At 55.8% G+C, this 18,506-nt stretch carries 17 protein-coding genes and 2 tRNA genes; 10 read left to right on the top strand and 9 right to left on the bottom strand.

Annotated elements, in window-relative coordinates; translation table 11 throughout:
* Nucleotides 1-35: 35 nt before the first annotated feature.
* Nucleotides 36-111, bottom strand: a tRNA-Asn gene (locus ACMHYW_RS03330).
* 32 nt (nucleotides 112-143) lie between these two features.
* A tRNA-Asn gene (locus tag ACMHYW_RS03325) sits at nucleotides 144-219 on the bottom strand.
* A gap of 430 nt (nucleotides 220-649) precedes the next feature.
* Here ACMHYW_RS03325 and ACMHYW_RS03320 point away from each other — a divergent pair.
* The 8 genes from ACMHYW_RS03320 (at nucleotide 650) to ACMHYW_RS03285 (ending at nucleotide 8,492) form a co-directional block, all read left to right on the top strand.
* Nucleotides 650-2,314 (top strand): choline dehydrogenase, encoded by a 1,665-nt coding sequence (locus tag ACMHYW_RS03320; RefSeq protein ID WP_414500878.1) that lies wholly within the window; start codon nucleotides 650-652, stop codon nucleotides 2,312-2,314.
* A gap of 340 nt (nucleotides 2,315-2,654) precedes the next feature.
* Nucleotides 2,655-3,374: an autoinducer binding domain-containing protein gene (locus tag ACMHYW_RS03315; protein ID WP_414500877.1), complete on the top strand. Its 720-nt coding sequence runs from the start codon at nucleotides 2,655-2,657 to the stop codon at nucleotides 3,372-3,374.
* A gap of 647 nt (nucleotides 3,375-4,021) precedes the next feature.
* The gene (locus ACMHYW_RS03310; RefSeq protein WP_414500876.1) at nucleotides 4,022-4,726 is read left to right on the top strand and encodes a LuxR C-terminal-related transcriptional regulator; all 705 of its coding nucleotides are present in this window, start codon (nucleotides 4,022-4,024) and stop codon (nucleotides 4,724-4,726) included.
* A gap of 53 nt (nucleotides 4,727-4,779) precedes the next feature.
* The gene (locus ACMHYW_RS03305) at nucleotides 4,780-5,484 is read left to right on the top strand and encodes a LuxR C-terminal-related transcriptional regulator (RefSeq protein WP_414500875.1); all 705 of its coding nucleotides are present in this window, start codon (nucleotides 4,780-4,782) and stop codon (nucleotides 5,482-5,484) included.
* A 15-nt stretch (nucleotides 5,485-5,499) separates the two neighbouring features.
* Complete coding sequence (locus ACMHYW_RS03300) at nucleotides 5,500-6,198, top strand: LuxR C-terminal-related transcriptional regulator (RefSeq protein WP_414500874.1); 699 nt, start codon at nucleotides 5,500-5,502, stop codon at nucleotides 6,196-6,198.
* Between the two features lie 37 nt (nucleotides 6,199-6,235).
* Complete coding sequence (locus tag ACMHYW_RS03295; protein ID WP_414500873.1) at nucleotides 6,236-6,940, top strand: helix-turn-helix transcriptional regulator; 705 nt, start codon at nucleotides 6,236-6,238, stop codon at nucleotides 6,938-6,940.
* 136 nt (nucleotides 6,941-7,076) lie between these two features.
* Nucleotides 7,077-7,763: a helix-turn-helix transcriptional regulator gene (locus ACMHYW_RS03290; protein WP_414500872.1), complete on the top strand. Its 687-nt coding sequence runs from the start codon at nucleotides 7,077-7,079 to the stop codon at nucleotides 7,761-7,763.
* A 24-nt stretch (nucleotides 7,764-7,787) separates the two neighbouring features.
* The gene (locus ACMHYW_RS03285) at nucleotides 7,788-8,492 is read left to right on the top strand and encodes a LuxR C-terminal-related transcriptional regulator (RefSeq protein ID WP_414500871.1); all 705 of its coding nucleotides are present in this window, start codon (nucleotides 7,788-7,790) and stop codon (nucleotides 8,490-8,492) included.
* Between the two features lie 146 nt (nucleotides 8,493-8,638).
* Here the strand turns inward: ACMHYW_RS03285 and ACMHYW_RS03280 are convergent, their stop codons facing one another.
* Nucleotides 8,639-9,193, bottom strand: coding sequence for a hypothetical protein (locus tag ACMHYW_RS03280; RefSeq protein WP_414500870.1), 555 nt, complete (start codon nucleotides 9,191-9,193; stop codon nucleotides 8,639-8,641).
* A 260-nt stretch (nucleotides 9,194-9,453) separates the two neighbouring features.
* Between ACMHYW_RS03280 and ACMHYW_RS03275 the strand changes: the two genes are divergently transcribed.
* Nucleotides 9,454-10,281: a glycerophosphodiester phosphodiesterase family protein gene (locus ACMHYW_RS03275; protein WP_084261789.1), complete on the top strand. Its 828-nt coding sequence runs from the start codon at nucleotides 9,454-9,456 to the stop codon at nucleotides 10,279-10,281.
* A gap of 93 nt (nucleotides 10,282-10,374) precedes the next feature.
* On the opposite strand, the gene trpC is transcribed toward ACMHYW_RS03275, so the two are convergent.
* The 6 genes from trpC to trpE form a co-directional block, all read right to left on the bottom strand.
* Complete coding sequence (gene trpC, locus ACMHYW_RS03270; protein WP_414500869.1) at nucleotides 10,375-11,205, bottom strand: indole-3-glycerol phosphate synthase TrpC; 831 nt, start codon at nucleotides 11,203-11,205, stop codon at nucleotides 10,375-10,377.
* Nucleotides 11,206-11,261: 56 nt separating this feature from the next.
* On the bottom strand, nucleotides 11,262-12,278 hold the full coding sequence (gene trpD, locus ACMHYW_RS03265) for an anthranilate phosphoribosyltransferase (protein ID WP_414500868.1): 1,017 nt from the start codon (nucleotides 12,276-12,278) through the stop codon (nucleotides 11,262-11,264).
* A gap of 159 nt (nucleotides 12,279-12,437) precedes the next feature.
* Nucleotides 12,438-13,043, bottom strand: a complete 606-nt coding sequence (locus ACMHYW_RS03260) for an anthranilate synthase component II (RefSeq protein WP_414500867.1) — start codon at nucleotides 13,041-13,043, stop codon at nucleotides 12,438-12,440.
* Nucleotides 13,044-13,689: 646 nt separating this feature from the next.
* Complete coding sequence (locus ACMHYW_RS03255) at nucleotides 13,690-14,100, bottom strand: DUF4878 domain-containing protein (protein ID WP_414500866.1); 411 nt, start codon at nucleotides 14,098-14,100, stop codon at nucleotides 13,690-13,692.
* A 130-nt stretch (nucleotides 14,101-14,230) separates the two neighbouring features.
* Nucleotides 14,231-14,641, bottom strand: coding sequence for a hypothetical protein (locus tag ACMHYW_RS03250; protein WP_414500865.1), 411 nt, complete (start codon nucleotides 14,639-14,641; stop codon nucleotides 14,231-14,233).
* Between the two features lie 228 nt (nucleotides 14,642-14,869).
* Complete coding sequence (trpE, locus tag ACMHYW_RS03245) at nucleotides 14,870-16,354, bottom strand: anthranilate synthase component I (protein ID WP_414501463.1); 1,485 nt, start codon at nucleotides 16,352-16,354, stop codon at nucleotides 14,870-14,872.
* A gap of 615 nt (nucleotides 16,355-16,969) precedes the next feature.
* Between trpE and ACMHYW_RS03240 the strand changes: the two genes are divergently transcribed.
* Nucleotides 16,970-18,274: an NAD(P)/FAD-dependent oxidoreductase gene (locus ACMHYW_RS03240; RefSeq protein ID WP_414500864.1), complete on the top strand. Its 1,305-nt coding sequence runs from the start codon at nucleotides 16,970-16,972 to the stop codon at nucleotides 18,272-18,274.
* Nucleotides 18,275-18,506: the final 232 nt, after the last annotated feature.

Here is an 18,506-nt window from a genome sequence, read left to right as displayed (position 1 = left end):
TATCAAAAAGGCGGGGGGAAACAAGGGAATTCAGATGGCTCCTCGAGCAGGACTCGAACCTGCGACCCAATGATTAACAGTCATTTGCTCTACCAACTGAGCTATCGAGGAATATCTGATTGTCTAGCAGTGTGTAAGGCGCTTGGCTCCTCGAACAGGACTCGAACCTGTGACCCAATGATTAACAGTCATTTGCTCTACCAACTGAGCTATCGAGGAACATCTTTCCTAAGCACGAGGCGTATTATACGCAGCCGATCGAAAACGTCAACAGGGATGTCACCGATTTCGTTAAAAAATATCAGAAGCCAGACGACATCAGCACTGCCTTCAAGCCTCCGCATTCTCGCACCACCAGCAAAACACCTATCGCGAATATGATCGACTATATTTTCGACATTTTTGCCTACACGGGGTTCGCCCTTGAATCACGAACATCCAGAGCCTCTCTGGGTCATCCGTCGACATTCTCGGGGCTCGCTGCATCCCCGATGGATTCAGTCTGCCATAAAAGCTGTGTCATACTCGGCACCAGTGATTCATCCGCACCCTTTAGGCAGTGGGTCCATCTGCCACCGTTGCGGTGCCCTTGCGGTATGGCCTTGCATTAGAAGCCACCTTTCGCACACTGGCCCAGAGGAGGTCCGTCATGTCGAACACATCTCGCGGTCAGCATCGCGAATACGATTACATCATTGTCGGTGCAGGCTCAGCAGGCTGCGTAGTCGCCATGCGTCTGACAGAAGATAGCCATGCGCGTGTACTGCTGCTAGAAGCAGGCGATGCCGAGCGTCGTTTCGATCTTGGTACCCAGATGCCGGCCGCCCATATTGAGGCCGATCACGGCAGTCGCCATCGCTGGGAATACGATACAGCGCCTGAACCTCATTTGAACAACAGGCGGATCAGCTGCGCTCACGGCAAGGGGCTCGGCGGGTCGTCTCTGATCAATGATATGTGCTATCTACGTGGCAATGCGCTGGACCTAGAGCATTGGGCAACCTTGGCCGGGCTTTCCGACTGGCACTACGCTGACTGTCTGCCCTACTACCGCAAGGCTGAAAACCGTGATATCGGGCCAAACGATTACCACGGCGATGAAGGTCCGCTGTCAGTAACCACTGCCGATATCGACGCCCACCCGCTGAGTCGCGCCTTTATCGAAGCGGGCAAGCAGGCGGGCTATGCAGAAACCGCCGATATGAATGGCTACCGCCAAGAAGGTTTCGGCCCCATCGACCGCCTCACGACACATGAAGGACGCCGCGCCTCCACTGCGCGTAGCTATCTGGATATCGCTAAAGGCCGCAGCAATCTGAGCATCGAAACGCAGGCTACCGCAGACCGCATACTGTTCGATGGCACGCGGGCGATCGGGGTACGCTATCAGCAGCACGGCCAGACCAGAGACGCATTCGCACAAAGCGATGTCATCATCTGCGCAGGCGCCATCGCCTCCCCTGCGTTACTACAGCGCTCTGGTGTCGGCGACCCAGCACTACTGTCCTCGCTTGGCATTGAGGTGGTACACGCCCTTCCTAGCGTAGGCAAACACCTTCAAGATCATTTAGAAGTCAGCTTGCAGTATCGCTGTACGCAACCACCCGCACTGTACGCAGCACTGCCTCGCATGAAACGCCTTCAAGCCAATGCACAGTGGCTTTTCAAAGGCACCGGCCTAGGCGTTAGCAACCAGATTGAGGCGGGCGGTTTCATCCGTACGGATGAGCAGGAATGCTCTCCTGACATTCAATACCGCTTGCTGCCGCTGCAAGGCCCCCAAAGCGCGACTCATGGTGGCTTTCAGGTCGTGGTCACCTTGATGCGTTCGGGCAGCCGTGGGCAGGTCGACATCACCTCCCGCGACCCGCACTCCTCCCCTCGCATTCAGCTTGCTTATGCAAACACCGCTCAGGATAGGGAAAGGCTTCGTCGTGGCATCCGCATCGCCCGCCATATTCTCCAACAACCGGCTGTCGAAAACTGGCAAGTGCAGGAAATCGTACCGGGTCCGGATTGCGTAACAGATGAATCCCTTGATGCGTTTGTGCAGGCACACGCTGTAAGCGCCCACCATCTAGGCGGCTCCTGTCGTATGGGGGAAGGCGATGAGACTGTGACCGATGCGCAGGGGCGCGTACACGGCACGGATCACCTGCGAGTCATTGACGCTTCGCTGATGCCCACGCTCGTTACCGGCAACCAGCACGCAACGACCCTTATGATGGCGGAGCGGATAGCCGATAGCATTCGGGGACGAGTGCCACTGGCCCGCAGCACGGCGCCCACCCACCGCTTGCATGCCGACAGCTAATGGATGAGTAAAGCGCACCAATATCAAGCATTACTTGATAGCACGAGTGCGCTTTGCAATACCTATTTATGTCAAATCATTACGGACCGATTCGATCAGTGCATTTTCATGCCATACATTCCAACCAATCGGCGCGTAATTTGCCTGATGTTCTGAAACACCTCACCAGGACTTATCTCAAAAGCCAATTAAAAACAAAATATTACAATAATGGGCGCATTGCGGAACGTGTCACCAACTAGACTAAAGGACAGTAGCAAACGCCTTTCATAGTTCCCTAAAGTAACCTGGCAGAATAGGCAGGCAGAATGGAACCTGAATACGATAAAGAGGCAGGGTCATGAACACGAATAACTGGAAGATTGACCTGTTTACATCCTTGGACTCGGCCTATTCATTTCAATCGGTCATGCAGGCCGCTTTGAACGCTATCCGACCATTTGGCTTCGACTACTGTGGCTGGCGCACCGATCTCCCTTTGGAAGGCAAGATCAAGCGCAGTGGCATCACCGCGTTGAACGCCGTCGAAGACGAGGTCTATTGCACGGTGGTGCGCGGCGGCTACGAAAAAGGCCCCATTCCCCGCCACTGCGCCCATTCGACCACGCCCATTTCATGGCAAGGCACGTTCGAAGACGATATGTTCATGCAATCTCCCGAGCTCATGGAAGCCTACTATGGCCTTGGGCACCGGGGCGGCTGGGCAATCACCACCATCGCACCAGATGGCACTCGCGGCATGTTCTATGTCGAGAGCCAGCACACGCTCTCGCAATCCGATCTGTATCACGCCGAGCAGCATATGCCGTGGGTCAGTGCCGCAGCCTGTATGAAAATCAATGAGATAAAGGAAGAGCTGCCGGCAACGGTCACCCACAAGGAAAAGGAACTGCTGCGGGTGCTGTCAGAAACCAACGGCAGTATCAAAAAGACGGCAGAACATACGGGGTGGAACATAAATCCGCTCATTTCCAACCTCAAAACGATAAAGAAAAAGCTAGAGTGTCGTGACCTGCACAGCGTAATCACACGCGCGACGTTTCTTGGGCTGATATCCTGAGTAGCGCGCAATTTATGCCTGAACTGATACGACATATAAAATAGCAGACGGCTATTTATGACCGATATTATCAGAGTCTGCCATTGCGCACATGGGTTAACATTGTACTAATTACATATATAACCAACATATTAAGCCAATATAAATTCGATAAGGTTGTGATCAACTATTTTTCTTATTCAACGCCGCAAACGAATTGAGTGAGTGCCGTTAAATCATAAATAAGACAGGCAGAAACCCTATAATATGGCAGGTCATTCATCTATTTCCGACCAACGTATTTTTTCTATAAGAAAACACGTCGTATCGAACCGTCGGGTCGCTTAAATGCTCAAGACAGCAGCCCTCACCTCACGACTGCCTTGCCTCAACCTGTTTTTTGCAAGGACACCTTGTCGCATCTCCCTGCCACACAAGGCGCTACCAAGCCAACGGCACCTCACCTGAACCTACAGACAGTAGCTGTACCTTCTGCCATTTCTCTAGAGTAACAGGATGGATAGAAACGCGATTTCGGCACTGTTTATACTAACCCGACTCAAATAACACACTCTCTATATAAGAAAGCCCGTCATCACCATCACGGCCCTACCATTTTGATATCGCAAACAGTTCTATAAACGCCTGTCGACTAAAGGATATTTATCATGAACAATTGGCAGATAGATTTATTCACAGGACTGGATAAGTCGACCAACATGCAAGACGTGCTGGATGCCACCTTAAAAATAGTCAAACCCTTTGGCTTTGACTATGTAGGGTGGAGAACGGAGCTTCCTCTTCCCATGTCCGCCAAAAAGACGCTGGCATTGAACACGGCCGAAGATCATGCGCTGGAAAAGACAGCCAATGGCGGCTACGACGAAGCACCCGTCCCTACCCACTGTTCTCGATCAATGGATCCCATATCGTGGCTGGGCACAACGGAAGACTGGCTGTTTAAAGCGATACCGGACACCATGGAAGAGTATTACAGCTGGGGTCGATTCGGCGGCTGGGCTCAATCACTGGTAGAAAGCAAATCCATATACAGCATGTTATGGGTCGATACGTCCAACCCTATCCAGAAAGCCGATATCGACAACATCTATTACGAGATGCAGTGGATTTCAACGGCCGTGCTTAGTCGCATGAATCAGGTCAGAACGAAATCCAACATTAAGCTTTCACTGCGTGAAAAGGAAATTTTGCGCTGGACGGGCGATGGCAAAACGGCTGACCAGATTTCCCAAATACTGTCGCTCAGCCAGAGCACCGTTAATTTCCATCTGCGCAATGCCATGACCAAGCTGGATGCGCCCAACAAGACAGCGGCCGTCGTTCGCGCCGTCTACCTTGGCCTGCTGCACTAATCCCGCTGCAAGTACGGTTCCACCACACGCACATGATGCCGAAGGAGGCTTCCATGAATACTCTGCAGATCGACCTGTTCACCGGCTTGAATGATGCCGACAGCATGCAGGATGTCCTGGATGTCGCTCTGAAAGTCATCAAGCCCATGGGGTTCGACTATTGCGGCTGGCAGTCTCAGCTGCCGCTGCCACTCACGCGCCCTAGGCTCGCGTCGCTCACCACGGTGGAAGATGAGGTCGACAGCAAAATCTCCAGCGGTGCCTATCTCGATTCACCGCTCATTCGCCACTGCTCGAGCACGACTACCCCGCTGCTCTGGAAAGGCACGACCGACGACGAAACCTTCCTGCAAGATCCTGCGCTGATGGAAGAGTATTACAGCTTCAACCATCGCGGTGGATGGGCTCAGTCCGTGTTTGGCCGAGTCGGCACTTTCAGTCTGTTCCATGCCGACAGCATCAATACCTTTACGCGGCAGGATCTGCAGAACAGTTCAAGGGACATGCAATGGGTCGCCATGGCTGTACTGGGACGCATGAATCAGATTCGAGAACGGTCGGATATCAAGCTTTCGCTACGCGAACAGGAAATCCTGCGCTGGACCGGTGATGGTAAGACCGTCGAGCAGATATCGAGCATCCTGTCGATCAGCGCCAGCACCATCAACTTCCATCTGCGCAATGCCATGATAAAGCTAGATGCTCCGAACAAGACCGCAGCCGTCGTGCGGGCCATATTTCTAGGCCTTCTTTACTGAGGTATAGAGGCGCTTATGCACAACTGGCGACTGGACCTTTTTTCGGGACTCGATTCGGCCCAGGACATGCATGGCGTTCTGGACGTCGCCCTCAAGGTCATCCGTCCGTTCGGATTCGAGAACTGCGGCTGGAGAGCACTGGTGCCAACCGCCCCCATTGGACGTTATACGCTGCTGCACTCATGGGAAGACAGTTTCGTTCGTAAGGAACACGATGGCCGCTATGACGATGCGCCGGTTCCTCAGCACTGCGCGCAGTCGACGGACCCCATCTCATGGCGAGGCACGACCGAAGATCCGTTGTTCATGAAAGCGCCGCTGTTGTGGGAAGAATATTACGAATGTGGCCACTATGGCGGTTGGGCACAGTCTCTGCTGTCAGGTGAGGGAAACTTCAGCATGCTGTATATGGACAGCTCGCACGTGCTGTATCCCGATGATCTTCTGCATGTTGATACGAATCTGCGCTGGATCACGGCTGCCGTGCTCTGCCGCATGGATGAGGTCAAGCAGTCCGCTCCCGTGCGTCTTGCCCCCGTCGAACGCGACATCCTGCGCTGGCTGTGCGAAGGACTGGACGATGAACAGATCGCCAAACGCATGACGACCTCGGTCTATCTGATACACATGCACCTGCACTCCGCGATGGTGAAGCTCAAGGCCTCTACACGACAGGCGGCCGTAGCACGTGCCGTTTTCTTGGGGCTGCTGTAGGTAGCGGCGCACGTATAACAAAAGGAGGAGCTATACGATGAATAACTGGAAGTACGACCTTTTCACCGGACTAGGCAACGTCAGCACCATGCAGGACGTGCTGGGTACGGCCACACGGGCCGCGCATGCCTTAGGATTCGACTACTGTGGTTGGCTATCGCAGCTGGCACAGCCGCTGCCCAAGGTAGGCCACCTCTGCTTCACCTCTACCGAAGACGCCGTTCACGAACGCATCCGCCAAGGGCGCTATGATGAAACGCCCGCGCGTCGCCACTGCGCAGCCAAGACCAGCCCCTTCATGTGGACGGGCGGAACGAACGACAGCGTGTTCTTGCAGATCCCTGACATCGCCGAAGAGTACTACAGCAGCGGCCACCGCGGAGGCTGGGCCCAGTCAGTCATCCTCGATGATGGCTTGAGCTATATGTTCTATACGGACAGCCGCGATGAAATTCCCATGCATGAACTCGAACAGCGCTCACCTCATCTGACCTGGGTCGCCGCTGCGGTACATGCCCGCATGCTGGCCTTCAAGACACCGTCATCGGTCACGCTGACATTCCGGGAACGCGATATCCTGCGCTATCTTGGCGAAGGGGTCGATCTACCGGATATCTGCCTAAAAATGAAGCTCAGCGCCGAAACGGTAGAGTTCCATCTTGAAAATGCGCTTTATAAGCTGGAAATTCCCGATATCCGTACGGCCATAGCTCAGGCATGCTTTATGGGCTTTCTGCACTGAAGGCGCGATGCAGATAGCTCAGCCACACCTGTCTTCAGGTACAGAGTGTATCCTGACGGCATGACTTCTATCCTAGTGCGATTATCACAAGAATCACGCCGTTCATCACGACAAGGATCCCCTGGGGGGCATACATATGAATGACTGGAAACTTGCACTGTTTACAGGGCTGTCACAGGCCAGCGGCATGGAAGACATCATCGACACGGCCGCCGAAGCCGTTCGTCACCATGACTTCGACTACTGTGGCTGGAAGATACTGCTGTCACATCCCTCTATCCGTCAGAAGGTGCTGACGGTAGCGTCTGCCGATGAAGACCTCTACGCCCACGTCGTGGATAACCAAGCATCACAGCCCTCTTCTCGCACCACGTTGTGGGCCGGCATGACACGCGACGAGCTTTATGCCAAAGCACCCGAACTGGTAGATGACGACACGACACCAGACAGCGTTCACAGCCGCTGGTGCCATTCAGCTCGCGATACCCGTACCGGCGCCTACTGCGTCTTCTATGCCAACAGCCTCTCGCCGCTGTCACAGGAACAGCTCCAGCGCGCTGCCGCCGACCTACAGTGGATTGCAGCAGCCGTGCACGCCAGCATGCTGTACATGCCGGTACGTCAGGATCAGACCCTAACCCTGCGCGAACAGAATGTGCTGACGCATATCGGTAACGGCATGACGATCGAAGAGATTGCCGACCGGATGCGGCTGAGCCTCGAAACAACGGCCTTCCATATGGAAACTGCCGAATATAAGCTTCAGACACCTGATCCGCAGCAGGCGGTCGCCAAGGCGCTGTTTTTCGACCTACTGGATTGAGTGCATCAAGGGGAGCCTTCCGTCATGTCCCCATGGCAAATGGCATTTCTGAATGCGTTCTATAATCTGAACGACATGCAGGACGTGCTCGACATCGCAACCAAAGCCGCCCAGAAACAGGGGTTCGAGTTCTGCGCCTGGCAGACACAGCTGCCCATACCGCTGACGCAGCAGCGCTCGTTCGGCCTGTCTTCGACGGATGACGAAGTGCACAGGAAAGGACGCGAAGGCGGTTATGACCAGTCGCCTTGCATGCAGCACTGTTCGCGCTCGACTACGCCGTTCCACTGGTACGGCACCACCAGCGACAGCGTTTTCAAGCAGGCACCGGAACTGTTCGAAGAATACTATGGATGGGGACACCGAGGCGGCTGGGCACAATCGGCCTTTGACAGCCTAGACACCTGCAGTGTTTTTATTGCGGATACGAGCCAGAGCCTAACGCCCAAAATGCTGCAGGCCGTCGATATGGACATGCAATGGATCGCAACGGCCGTGCATTGCAGCATGCTGCGCATGCAGAGTGCAAAGCACATCACGCTAACGTTGCGAGAGCAGGAAATACTCAAGTGGAGCGGCGATGGCAAGACAGCAGAGGAAATTGCCATCATCCTGTCGCTAAGCGTAGGGACGGTCAATTTCCACCTGCGCAATGCAATGCTGAAACTGGACGCGCCCAACAAAATATCAGCCATCGTTAAGGCCATCTATCTACGGCTACTGGACTGACAAAACCGGTTGAACGACCACGCTTTGTCTTTTCTTCGGGATTCTCTTCCCGTGGGTCACTCAGCCGAGCGGATAGACAGCCTTCTCCTTGCATCACGACGTGCCGCGAACCTTCAATTACATCCACGTCACGTGTCACTCAGGCCTTATTTGGCGCCCGCAAAACGCTCCAGCCCTTTGACGAAGCGCGCCGAGAGACGTTCGAACAGTGCACGATCCGTCTTGAACTGCTGCATGATGCGATCTTCATCCACCATCAGCGTAGCGCTGTACTCGCGCGTACCACGGGTAAAGCCGATCCGCTCACCGCTGTCTCGCCAGCTCCAGCGTTTGAAACCAACATCGCGCAGCCAGCGCTCATGCGCTTCGGTAGCCACTACCTTCAGACGCATTCGCTTGGTTAGACGGGACACCAGCGCACGCGCATAACCACGGCCCCGCAGCGGTTCGGGCGTCGTCAGCCACTTGAGTTCAGCCCCTTTGCCCCCTTCTTCCAGCACGAGCAGTGCCACGCAGAGAATGCGTTCCTCGGCATCGACCAACGCCAGCACGCGAGCCTGATCACGCGGCAGCCATTGGGTCAGTGCACCGGTGTAAGCGAGCAGCGGTGCCAGCCCGGCCTGTTGTCCATAAGTATTGGCACACAAAAGCGCCACACTGTCGTCGCGACGCTCGTCAGCGCCCAGTTCGATCAGATGCATGTAAGACGAAATTCCTTGCGGGTTCTGCTAAGTAGAAGAAAGGCTGCACGATATGAAGCTGAAGCACCTCGACTGTACTTCACCGTCCAAGAAAGGCTACTCTTGATGAAAGTAGTCTGACTGAACAAAGACAGCCTAACAGGTGCGTTTCGTACGCCAAGACCTCCATATTGCCACACTGGCTCCGATTGCCATAGGCACACGGTTCGTACATGTCGAGGCCTGCCATCTGCGGCCTTTCTCTTCCAGCAGGAGCACTCATGAAACTTCCAGCGCTTATCGCTCATCGCGGCTATTCGGCACGAGCGCCCGAGAACACGCTGGCCGCCATTCGTGCTGCCGCAGAAGCGGGCATCCGCTGGGTCGAGCTGGACGTCCAGTGTCTGGCCGACGGCACGCCGGTCATCTGGCACGATGCGCATATGGCACGCTGCAGCAACGGCCGCGCCCTGCTAGCTCACCTCACGCTGGAGCAGGCCCGCCGCTATGACGTGGGCAGCTGGTTCGATCCTGCGTTTTCGAACGAACGCATCGTCACCCTTGATGAGGCACTGGAAGAAATCGAACGCCTCGATATGGGCTTGAACCTCGAACTGAAAGTATGCCTTGCCCGCGACCCTATTCGTCTTGCTAATCAGGTCGTTCCGCGCCTGAAAGGCAAGCTGCAGGATCGCCTGCTGGTGGCCAGCTACAGTCAAGATGCGCTGTATCAGGCACGCAAGCTCGATCATGCGCTGCCGCTCAGCATCATTTATGACGAGAAGGTGCCGCGCACGTGGACATGGGACGTCGAGCGCGTCAATGCGGTTGGCGTTCATGCCAACTGGGAACATATCAATGCGGAACAGATGAAGGAAATCAAGACGGCGGGGCTGACCATGGTCTGCTATACGATCAATGACCCGAAAGCGTTCGCTCCGTGGTGGAAACGTGGTGTGGACAGCGTGATTTCCGATGACCCACTGCTGTTTCATCAGTACGACATGGACCCAGAGAGCTTCGACAGCCGCGAACGCGAACTGGGTGCACGCTGCCCCGTCAACATGCGTATCCCTGGCCTGCGACGACTATTTCGACGCCACCGATAGCCCTATCCCCCCAGAGATACATGCTCTTTGGACGAATAGCTCACATAAAACAAAGACGCCGCTGAGTTTTCACTCCAGCGGCGTCTTTGTGTATTACGACTGTTGTGGGAAAAACAACTGTTGCGGGAAAAACAACGCCTGCAGCGCATCGCCCGGTACATCGGCACGCATGAAGGCCTCACCGACCAGAAAACCGTAAACGTCGGCGGCCAGCATCTGCTCGACATCGGCGCGATCCAGAATGCCGGACTCGGTAATCAGCGTCACACCTTCAGGCACGCGGTCACGCAACGTCAGTGTCGTCTCGAGGCTGACGTCGAAGGTATGCAGGTTGCGGTTGTTGATACCCAGCAGAGCCAGTGACGGAATCGTCAGTGCTCGGGTCAGCTCTTCATCATTATGCACTTCGACCAGCACATCCATGCCCAGCGACAGTGCCAGTGCATGCAGCGAGTGCAGCGTCTTGTCATCCAGCGCAGCTACGATTAGCAGGATCGCATCAGCGCCCATCACGCAGGCTTCATGCACCTGATAAGCACTGACGATAAAATCCTTGCGCAGCACGGGCAACGCACACGCCGCGCGCGCATCTTGCAGATATTCAGGGCTGCCTTCGAAAAAATGAGGCTCGGTCAGTACGGACAGGCAGGCAGCGCCCCCTTGTTCATAGCTCTGCGCGATATCCGCAGGCTCGAAATGCTCACGAATACGCCCCTTGGAAGGCGAGCTGCGCTTGATTTCGGCAATAACGGCCGGTTCCCCGCGAGCGATGCGTACGTTCAGTGCTTGCGCAAAACCGCGGCGCGGTGCTGCCTGTTCGCTGGCATGCTTCAGCTCGGCCAACGAGACCTGCTGCTGGCGCGCGTCGATCAGCTTGCGTGTGGCCGCGATGATGCGCGTCAGTACGGTAGGTTGTTGTGTCATGGTACCTGGTTCCTCGGTCGAGCGGGCAAACGGCCCCTCTGAATAGTCTTCTGCCATCAGGCCGACGCGGCCGGCGCAAAAGCTCGTAGCTGTCGAACGCGTTCGGCGGCGGCTCCGTTCATCATCAGAGAACGTGCCATGGCAACCCCCTCAGCAATAGTGCCTGCTCGCTGTGCAACACACAATGCCGCCCCTGCATTCAAGGCAATGATATCAGCAGCGGGTCCCGGTTCCCCTGCGAAGGCGGCCTGAATCAGCGCTAGACTCTGTTCCGCTGAATCGACGACCAGCGGCTCCAGCGACCCTGAAATGCCTACCGATGCGGGATCGAAATCGCACAGCGTGATTTCACCGTGATCGAGCATCACCATCTGGGACGGTGCCGCAATCGACAGCTCATCCAAACCGTCTTCGGAATGAACGATGAGCGCCCGCTCGCTGCCCAGATCACGCAGGGCTTCGGCCATGACCGTCAGCAATTCTGGCGCATAGACCCCGATCACATGATGCCTGACGCGAGCAGGGTTGATCAGCGGCCCCAGCACATTGAACAGCGTTCTGACACCCAGCGCTTTGCGCACCGGCGCGACATGCTTCATGGCCGGGTGGTGCTGAGGCGCAAACATGAAGCCGATACCGACATCATTGATGCAACGCCCGATCTGCTCGGGTGACAGCGATAGATCCAACCCTAGCGCACGAAACAGATTGGCGCTGCCAGAAGACGATGACACCGCGACATTGCCGTGCTTGGCCACCGGCACACCCGCTGCGGCCACCACGAAACAGGCCGCCGTTGACACATTAAACAGGTTGGCACCATCGCCGCCCGTTCCGACGATATCAATCGCTGGCGCGGAGGCCTGCAGTTCCACGGGAACCATCAGCTCACGCAGCACTTCCGCCGCCGCCGATATCTCAAGACTGGTTTCCCCCTTGGCTGCCAGCGCAACCAGCACACCCGCGATCTGCTCGGGCTGTGCGCTGCCGGACATGATGGTCTGCATCACCTTATGCATCTGATCTCGCGACAGCGTTGTCCCCTCAATCAAAGACGCCAGTATTTCCTTCATTTCACTCTCTCTTGTTATTGATCCTGTCATTCTCATAAAGCCGGCCGAAGTGAATCGCATCGGCAAACCATACTGACGGTGCCTGCGTCGGCGGTACCGCTTGGCGTCGCTACCGCGTTGACCTTTGGCGCTCACCGCACATCAACGGTGCACAGCCCGTTAGGCGGCAGCGTTACCGACAGGGCGTCGCTTGAGGAAATTGCTCAGCAGCTCATGGCCCTGGCGCGACAGAATTGACTCGGGGTGGAACTGAACGCCTTCGATATCCAGCGTACGGTGGCGCAGCCCCATGATCAGTCCGGGAGTAATGTCGTCGGCCGTGGTAACGGCCGTGATTTCCAGACATTCTGGCAGCGTGTCACGATCGACGATCAGTGAGTGATAGCGCGTCACTTCGAGCGGGTTATCGAGCCCTTCGAAGACACCGCTATCGGTGTGATCGACAAGCGACGTTTTGCCGTGCATGACACGCGGAGCGCGTACAACACGGCCGCCGAAGACCTGACCGATTGCCTGATGGCCAAGGCACACACCAAGAATCGGCACCTGTCCGGCAAAATGTTCGATGGCCGCCATGGAAACGCCCGCTTCATTGGGAGAGCACGGGCCAGGAGAAATAACGAGGTGGGAAAAATCACGCTGGGCAAGCTGTTCGATCGTTTCAGCGTCGTTGCGAATAACCTCTACCTTCGCGCCCAGCTCGCCCAAGTACTGGACGATGTTGAAGGTAAAACTGTCGTAGTTGTCGATCATCAGTACATTCATGGCGGTTATCCTCAGTGAACCCTGCACCCTTTTTATTGATAGTCGCTAAATGCGTTGGATGCAGATATTGCCCGCATTACGAGCCGTTCCCTTTGAAGCCATAAACGCAAAAATGCCGCCTCAAAGGGGCGGCATTCGAACGTTTCATTCTGACATACGTTAGCGCCGCACCAGTTAAGAGGAGCGCCACCAATTGCCGTTAGTCAGAGTGTTACGTATAAAATTGTTCATGTGCTCAAAAATGCTACATCCTGCCAGACCTGTCAAGCGCCCGAAGACTGTCGCAAGCGCAGCGACATGACGATTGAACACTCCGAACACCGATTTCTTTAAAAACACCCTGTCGATTCCCGGCTTGACCAGCCTGCCAAGCACTTTGCCGTGCCCTGTCACGATGCCACAAATATTCGCCAGCGGTGCGATGTCAGACCACCGCAGCACCTCCCATCGGCACTCATGGGGCGTTCATTGCTAGGCCTGTGAGGGGGTATCAATACCCACCGTACATAAAAAAGCGATGACCGTGATATATCACGCCCATCGCTCATCAAGCGCCCCATCACAAAGAAGGCCATCCGTGCTACCCGCAGAGGATCAAGATCATACTGGGCGGCCCATCCTGTGTACGGTATGCCGCTCGGCGGACTTACTGACCGACCTTCCAGCCTTTGCCGACTTTCACGACCGGTACATCCGCTTCGTGCGTTTCACCGTTGCGGGTAGACCCCTTGATATGCACCGTCATATGGCTAGCATCAGCGCCTTTCTGGGCATTGGAAACCTCCAGCGCTTTCAGACCGCCTTCGCTCTTCAAGCTGGCTTGCATCTGCTGGAACATGTCGTGACGGATCTTCTGAGACTGTTCTGCCGGCAGCTGTGCCAGAACATCAGGGAACTGCATCAGATCATTGAAGCCCGCTTCGTCGCCTTTATCCACGGCGTTGAAGTAGCTTTTTACTGCCTGTTCGGGCGTTGCAACAACAGCAGCCTGAGCGGTAACGGCCAGCAGGCTGCTACCCGTCAGAACGATGGCACCCAACAGTGTTTTGATCTTCATGAAATTATCATCCCTATAGTGCATTGCTAATGTAGGCGAACAGCCATGAAGCGGTCCGCTTTCAACGGTCGGGCATGCCACTACACGACATCATGCAAGGCAAGGTGCGCGGACGCGCCCGACGTCGGGCTTATTGGCCAACCTTCCAGTGTGTACCCACCTTGACGACCGGAACGTCTTCTTCGTGCGTCTGCCCGCTGTTCGTAACGGCCTTGTAGTGCACGATCATATGCGCACCGTCCTGACCGGCCTGTGCTTTAGATACGTCCAGCGACTTGAGACCGCCTTCCTGCTTGACCGCTCCCTGCATACCCGCGAAGACCTGGTGCTTGGCTTCGGTCTGCTGTTGTGCTGGCAGCTTGTTCATGGCTTCCGGCATATTCATCAGCTCAAAGAAGCCATTTTCATCACCGCTCTCCAGCGTGCTGAAATAGCCCTGGACGGCCTGTTCCGGTGTCGTTGCAACCGCGGCCTGTGCACTGATGGCCATCAGGCTGGTGGTCGCCAGCACGATAGAACCCAGCATCATTTTGATTTTCATTGAAACCCCTCGTCTTAATCAGCTCGGCAGCGCCCGCAGGGCTGCCGTTCAGTACAAAATCAATCTTGTGCGTGTCTTCGATCATACGGGATAGCACGGGGCATCTCACCCCTAACCTGCTGTTCTACAATATGCTTTCACGTTCTTTCGTATTCACCGACACACGGTGATGAAAAGGCGGAGCCTGAAGAACACAGACCCCGCCTTTTCGTCATATGGCGTGAACCATCAGAGATTCAGACCGCGCTCAGCCAGTTCGATCGCTTTGAACATCGCGGCCCGCTTGTTGAGTGTTTCTTCCCATTCCTTTTCAGGAACAGAATCGGCCACGATGCCTGCACCCGCCTGCAAATGCAGGTTGCCATCCTTGATGACGGCCGTACGGATGCCGATGGCCATGTCCATGTTGCCCTGCCATGCCAGATACCCGATGGCACCGGAGTAGATGCCACGCTTGACGGGTTCCAGCTCATCAATGATTTCTAGCGCACGGATCTTCGGTGCGCCGCTGAGCGTGCCCGCCGGGAACGTGGCTCGCAATACGTCCATCGGACCAAGGTTTTTACGCAGCGTTCCCACCACGTTCGAGGTGATGTGCATGACATGAGAATAACGTTCGATCACCATCGTGTCGGTGACCGATACTGAACCGTCTTCGCTGATGCGCCCGACGTCGTTGCGCCCGAGGTCGATCAGCATGACGTGCTCGGCACGTTCTTTGGGATCGTTGATCAGCGCCTCAGCTTGCGCACTGTCCTCTTCCGCATTGCAGCCACGCTTGATAGTGCCCGCAATCGGTCGCACCGTCACTTGGCCGTTCTCGACACGCGCCAGTATCTCGGGTGACGCCCCGACCACGTGATGATCTTCGAAGTTAAAGTAGAACATGTACGGCGACGGGCTGATGTTGCGCAGGGCGCGATACAGTACCAGCGGCGACACCTTGCAGCGGGTCGACATGCGCTGCGAAGGCACGCACTGCATCAGGTCCCCGGCGCGGATATATTCCTTGATGCGCTCGACTGCCGCTTCGTAATCCTGCTGTGAAAAACTGGAGAAGAAGTCATCTTCGGTCGTGGGGTCACTGACCACGTCAGCCTTTGTCTGCTCGGGCGTCAGCACATTGTCGCGCAGCTGGTGCTCTAGCGTGGACAGATACTCCTGCGCGCGGCCGTACGCATTGTCTTCGCTCGGGTCAACATAGGTCATCAACTTCAGGCTATTGCTGAAGCTATCGAAGACCACGAAATCGTTAGCAACCAGCAGCAAAATATCGGGGATTTCGAGCGGATCGGGCTTTTCGACACCCGCCAAGCGAGGCTCGATATAGCGCACGGTATCGTAGCCGAAATAACCCACTAGCCCCCCGTTGAGTCGGCTATCCGGCTCTTCGGGCACCTTGAAACGCAAACGGAACTGCTCAATCCATTCCAGAGGATCGGCCACTTCAGTGGCACCCGCCTGATACCCATCCTTGAAGCGGCGTACTACGTGCCCACGCACTTCAATACGCTCACGACACGGCAAGCCTATCCAAGAGTAGCGCCCCCACTTTTCATCCCCCTGAACGGATTCCAACAGAAAGCTCCAAGGCGCATCTGCCAGTTTCATATAGGTGGAAAGCGGTGTGTCCAGATCAGCCAGCAACTCTCGAGTCACTGGAATCCGGTTGTAGCCTGCTTCTGCAAGAGAAGCAAAACGCTCTGGGGTCATCATGTGACAGCGCTCTCATTATTCGAAGAGAAAGATATACACGGCACCAAATACAGAATGCCCATACGGAATCGTAGCGCACATCCTGTGGGAAGAGCGCAGGAGAGCCGCTGCAAGGCGTATTGGCCGCCTGCCGCGCAGCCGTGGGCATCCCAGTGACACTAAACGAGTCGATGGGGTGATTCAACTGAGGAAGGCTTCTGGCATTAGCCGCGACGTCATGAAGACTTATTGAGATAGGCCGATAACCCGTTGCTGGCGCTGCGTGGAGTCGGTATCGGCTAAGCGACAGCATTCACTTTTTTTATCCCGCCAACCCACTGCCTTTGCGCGATTTTTAGATAAAGAAGGCTTATCGCTTGTCGATAAAGTTGACATTGCCCATACCGCATTCGTTCAATTCGCGGCATAATGTCACATATAGCTGTAGTATTATGATCAATTATTGGCTACAGCCAGGGTATTCAAGCACAAGCCAGTGCCCACTACTACACTGCACTCTAGGCACTGAAGCTTGACCTCTATCGTGGGACGGCAAGCACCGGTCTTTCAGCCGCCGTATGCGGGGATCGGTTGCCGTTCGATTATTTTCATCAGCGCTCGAAGGAACATTCCATGACAAGCCCCCGAATCGTTGTCGTTGGCGGAGGCGCTGGCGGCCTTGAACTCGCCACTCGCCTAGGTCGCACTCTGGGCAAACGCAAGCGTGCCGACATCATTCTCGTCGACCGTAATCCGACGCACATCTGGAAACCGCTTCTGCATGAAGTCGCTGTCGGCGCACTCGATACTGACCTCGACGCAGTGTCGTATCAGAGCCATGCGCGCCAGAACGGCTACTACTTCCAGCGCGGCACCCTGACGGGGCTGGACAAGGAAACTCGTACGCTGACGCTGGCGCCGATCAATGATGAAGAAGGCAAAGTCATCATCGGCGAGCGTTCGCTCAACTATGACTATCTGGTGATGGCGGTAGGCAGCATCTCGAACGATTTCGGTACTCCGGGCGTTCGCGATAACTGCTACTTCCTCGACAGTCCGCAGCAGGCAGAAAGCTTCCGCCAAGCAATGCTGAGCGCATTCCTGAAAAACGCTCCGGCCGACAACGGCCAGGACGGTGACAAGGAACTGACCATTGCCATCGTAGGCGCGGGCGCAACCGGCGTGGAGCTGTCCGCCGAGCTGTTCAACGCCGTCGAAATGCTGCACAGCTATCGCGTGACGGGCGTCGATCGCCAGCGCCTCAAGGTGCATATCATCGAAGCGGCCGACCGCATTCTGCCGGCACTGGCCGAACGTATCAGCAGCAACGTTCATCAGGAACTGACACGCCTTGGCGTTCAGATTCACACCCAGACGATGGTTGCCAAGGCTGATGAACACGGCTTCGAGACCTCGACGGGCGAACGCATCGATGCGGACTTGCTGGTATGGGCAGCGGGTGTCATGGCACCGAAGTTCCTGTCAGAGCTGGGCTTGAGCACGCGCCGCAACAACCAGATTGAAGTGCACCAGACCATGCAGAGCGTCGATGATCCGCATATCTTTGCGATCGGCGACTGCGCCGCCTGCCCGCAAGCGGATGACAAATTCGTTCCGCCGCGTGCTCAGGCTGCTCACCAGATGGCCAGCACCATGTATAAGAACCTGGTCGCCCTGATCAACGGCAAGGAAATGAAGCCGTTCGAATACCGTGACCTGGGCGCTCTGGTATCGCTGTCGCACTTCCACGCAGCGGGCCGTCTGATGCGCGGTGCATCTACACGTGGTCTGTTCATCGAAGGCTGGTTGGCGCGTACCTTCTACACGTCGCTGTACCGCATGCACCAGCAGGCGATCTACGGTACGCCGCGCATGCTGGCGAAGATCGTTGTCGACCGCCTGAACCACTGGCTGCGTCCACGCCTCAAGCTGCACTGATCGTATGGTTCGACGTTGAAAAGGCACCCTTCGGGGTGCCTTTTGCGTATTCGTGCCCCTATGTTTTCATAGCGGCCGACGCGCTATTGGCGCGGAACAGGTGCCCCCGGCAAAAGGCTGGTATCCTGTACCATTGCCGTCATACTGTAGTCGCAGGCACTTGATAAGTGCGGTAGTTCGGTACATCTTCGAAGCATGCTTTCCATTAGTGATAGAGGGCCGCTCGACTACC

The sequence above is a fragment of the Zymobacter sp. IVIA_12111.31 C1 genome (genome assembly GCF_047495495.1).
Classification (GTDB): Bacteria; Pseudomonadota; Gammaproteobacteria; order Pseudomonadales; family Halomonadaceae; genus Zymobacter.
The sequence above is the reverse complement of the archived record's forward strand: the minus strand, read 5'-3'. Positions and strand labels throughout refer to the sequence as shown.

Bases quoted from the DNA above. Each gene is read 5' to 3' on its own strand.
- ACMHYW_RS03320 (WP_414500878.1), top strand. From the start codon at position 650: ATGTCGAACACATCTCGCGGTCAGCATCGCGAATACGATTACATCATT.
- ACMHYW_RS03315 (WP_414500877.1), top strand. From the start codon at position 2,655: ATGAACACGAATAACTGGAAGATTGACCTGTTTACATCCTTGGACTCG.
- ACMHYW_RS03310 (WP_414500876.1), top strand. From the start codon at position 4,022: ATGAACAATTGGCAGATAGATTTATTCACAGGACTGGATAAGTCGACC.
- ACMHYW_RS03305 (WP_414500875.1), top strand. From the start codon at position 4,780: ATGAATACTCTGCAGATCGACCTGTTCACCGGCTTGAATGATGCCGAC.
- ACMHYW_RS03300 (WP_414500874.1), top strand. From the start codon at position 5,500: ATGCACAACTGGCGACTGGACCTTTTTTCGGGACTCGATTCGGCCCAG.
- ACMHYW_RS03295 (WP_414500873.1), top strand. From the start codon at position 6,236: ATGAATAACTGGAAGTACGACCTTTTCACCGGACTAGGCAACGTCAGC.
- ACMHYW_RS03290 (WP_414500872.1), top strand. From the start codon at position 7,077: ATGAATGACTGGAAACTTGCACTGTTTACAGGGCTGTCACAGGCCAGC.
- ACMHYW_RS03285 (WP_414500871.1), top strand. From the start codon at position 7,788: ATGTCCCCATGGCAAATGGCATTTCTGAATGCGTTCTATAATCTGAAC.
- ACMHYW_RS03280 (WP_414500870.1), bottom strand. From the start codon at position 9,193: ATGCATCTGATCGAACTGGGCGCTGACGAGCGTCGCGACGACAGTGTG.
- ACMHYW_RS03275 (WP_084261789.1), top strand. From the start codon at position 9,454: ATGAAACTTCCAGCGCTTATCGCTCATCGCGGCTATTCGGCACGAGCG.
- trpC (WP_414500869.1), bottom strand. From the start codon at position 11,205: ATGACACAACAACCTACCGTACTGACGCGCATCATCGCGGCCACACGC.
- trpD (WP_414500868.1), bottom strand. From the start codon at position 12,278: ATGAAGGAAATACTGGCGTCTTTGATTGAGGGGACAACGCTGTCGCGA.
- ACMHYW_RS03260 (WP_414500867.1), bottom strand. From the start codon at position 13,043: ATGAATGTACTGATGATCGACAACTACGACAGTTTTACCTTCAACATC.
- ACMHYW_RS03255 (WP_414500866.1), bottom strand. From the start codon at position 14,100: ATGAAGATCAAAACACTGTTGGGTGCCATCGTTCTGACGGGTAGCAGC.
- ACMHYW_RS03250 (WP_414500865.1), bottom strand. From the start codon at position 14,641: ATGAAAATCAAAATGATGCTGGGTTCTATCGTGCTGGCGACCACCAGC.
- trpE (WP_414501463.1), bottom strand. From the start codon at position 16,354: ATGACCCCAGAGCGTTTTGCTTCTCTTGCAGAAGCAGGCTACAACCGG.
- ACMHYW_RS03240 (WP_414500864.1), top strand. From the start codon at position 16,970: ATGACAAGCCCCCGAATCGTTGTCGTTGGCGGAGGCGCTGGCGGCCTT.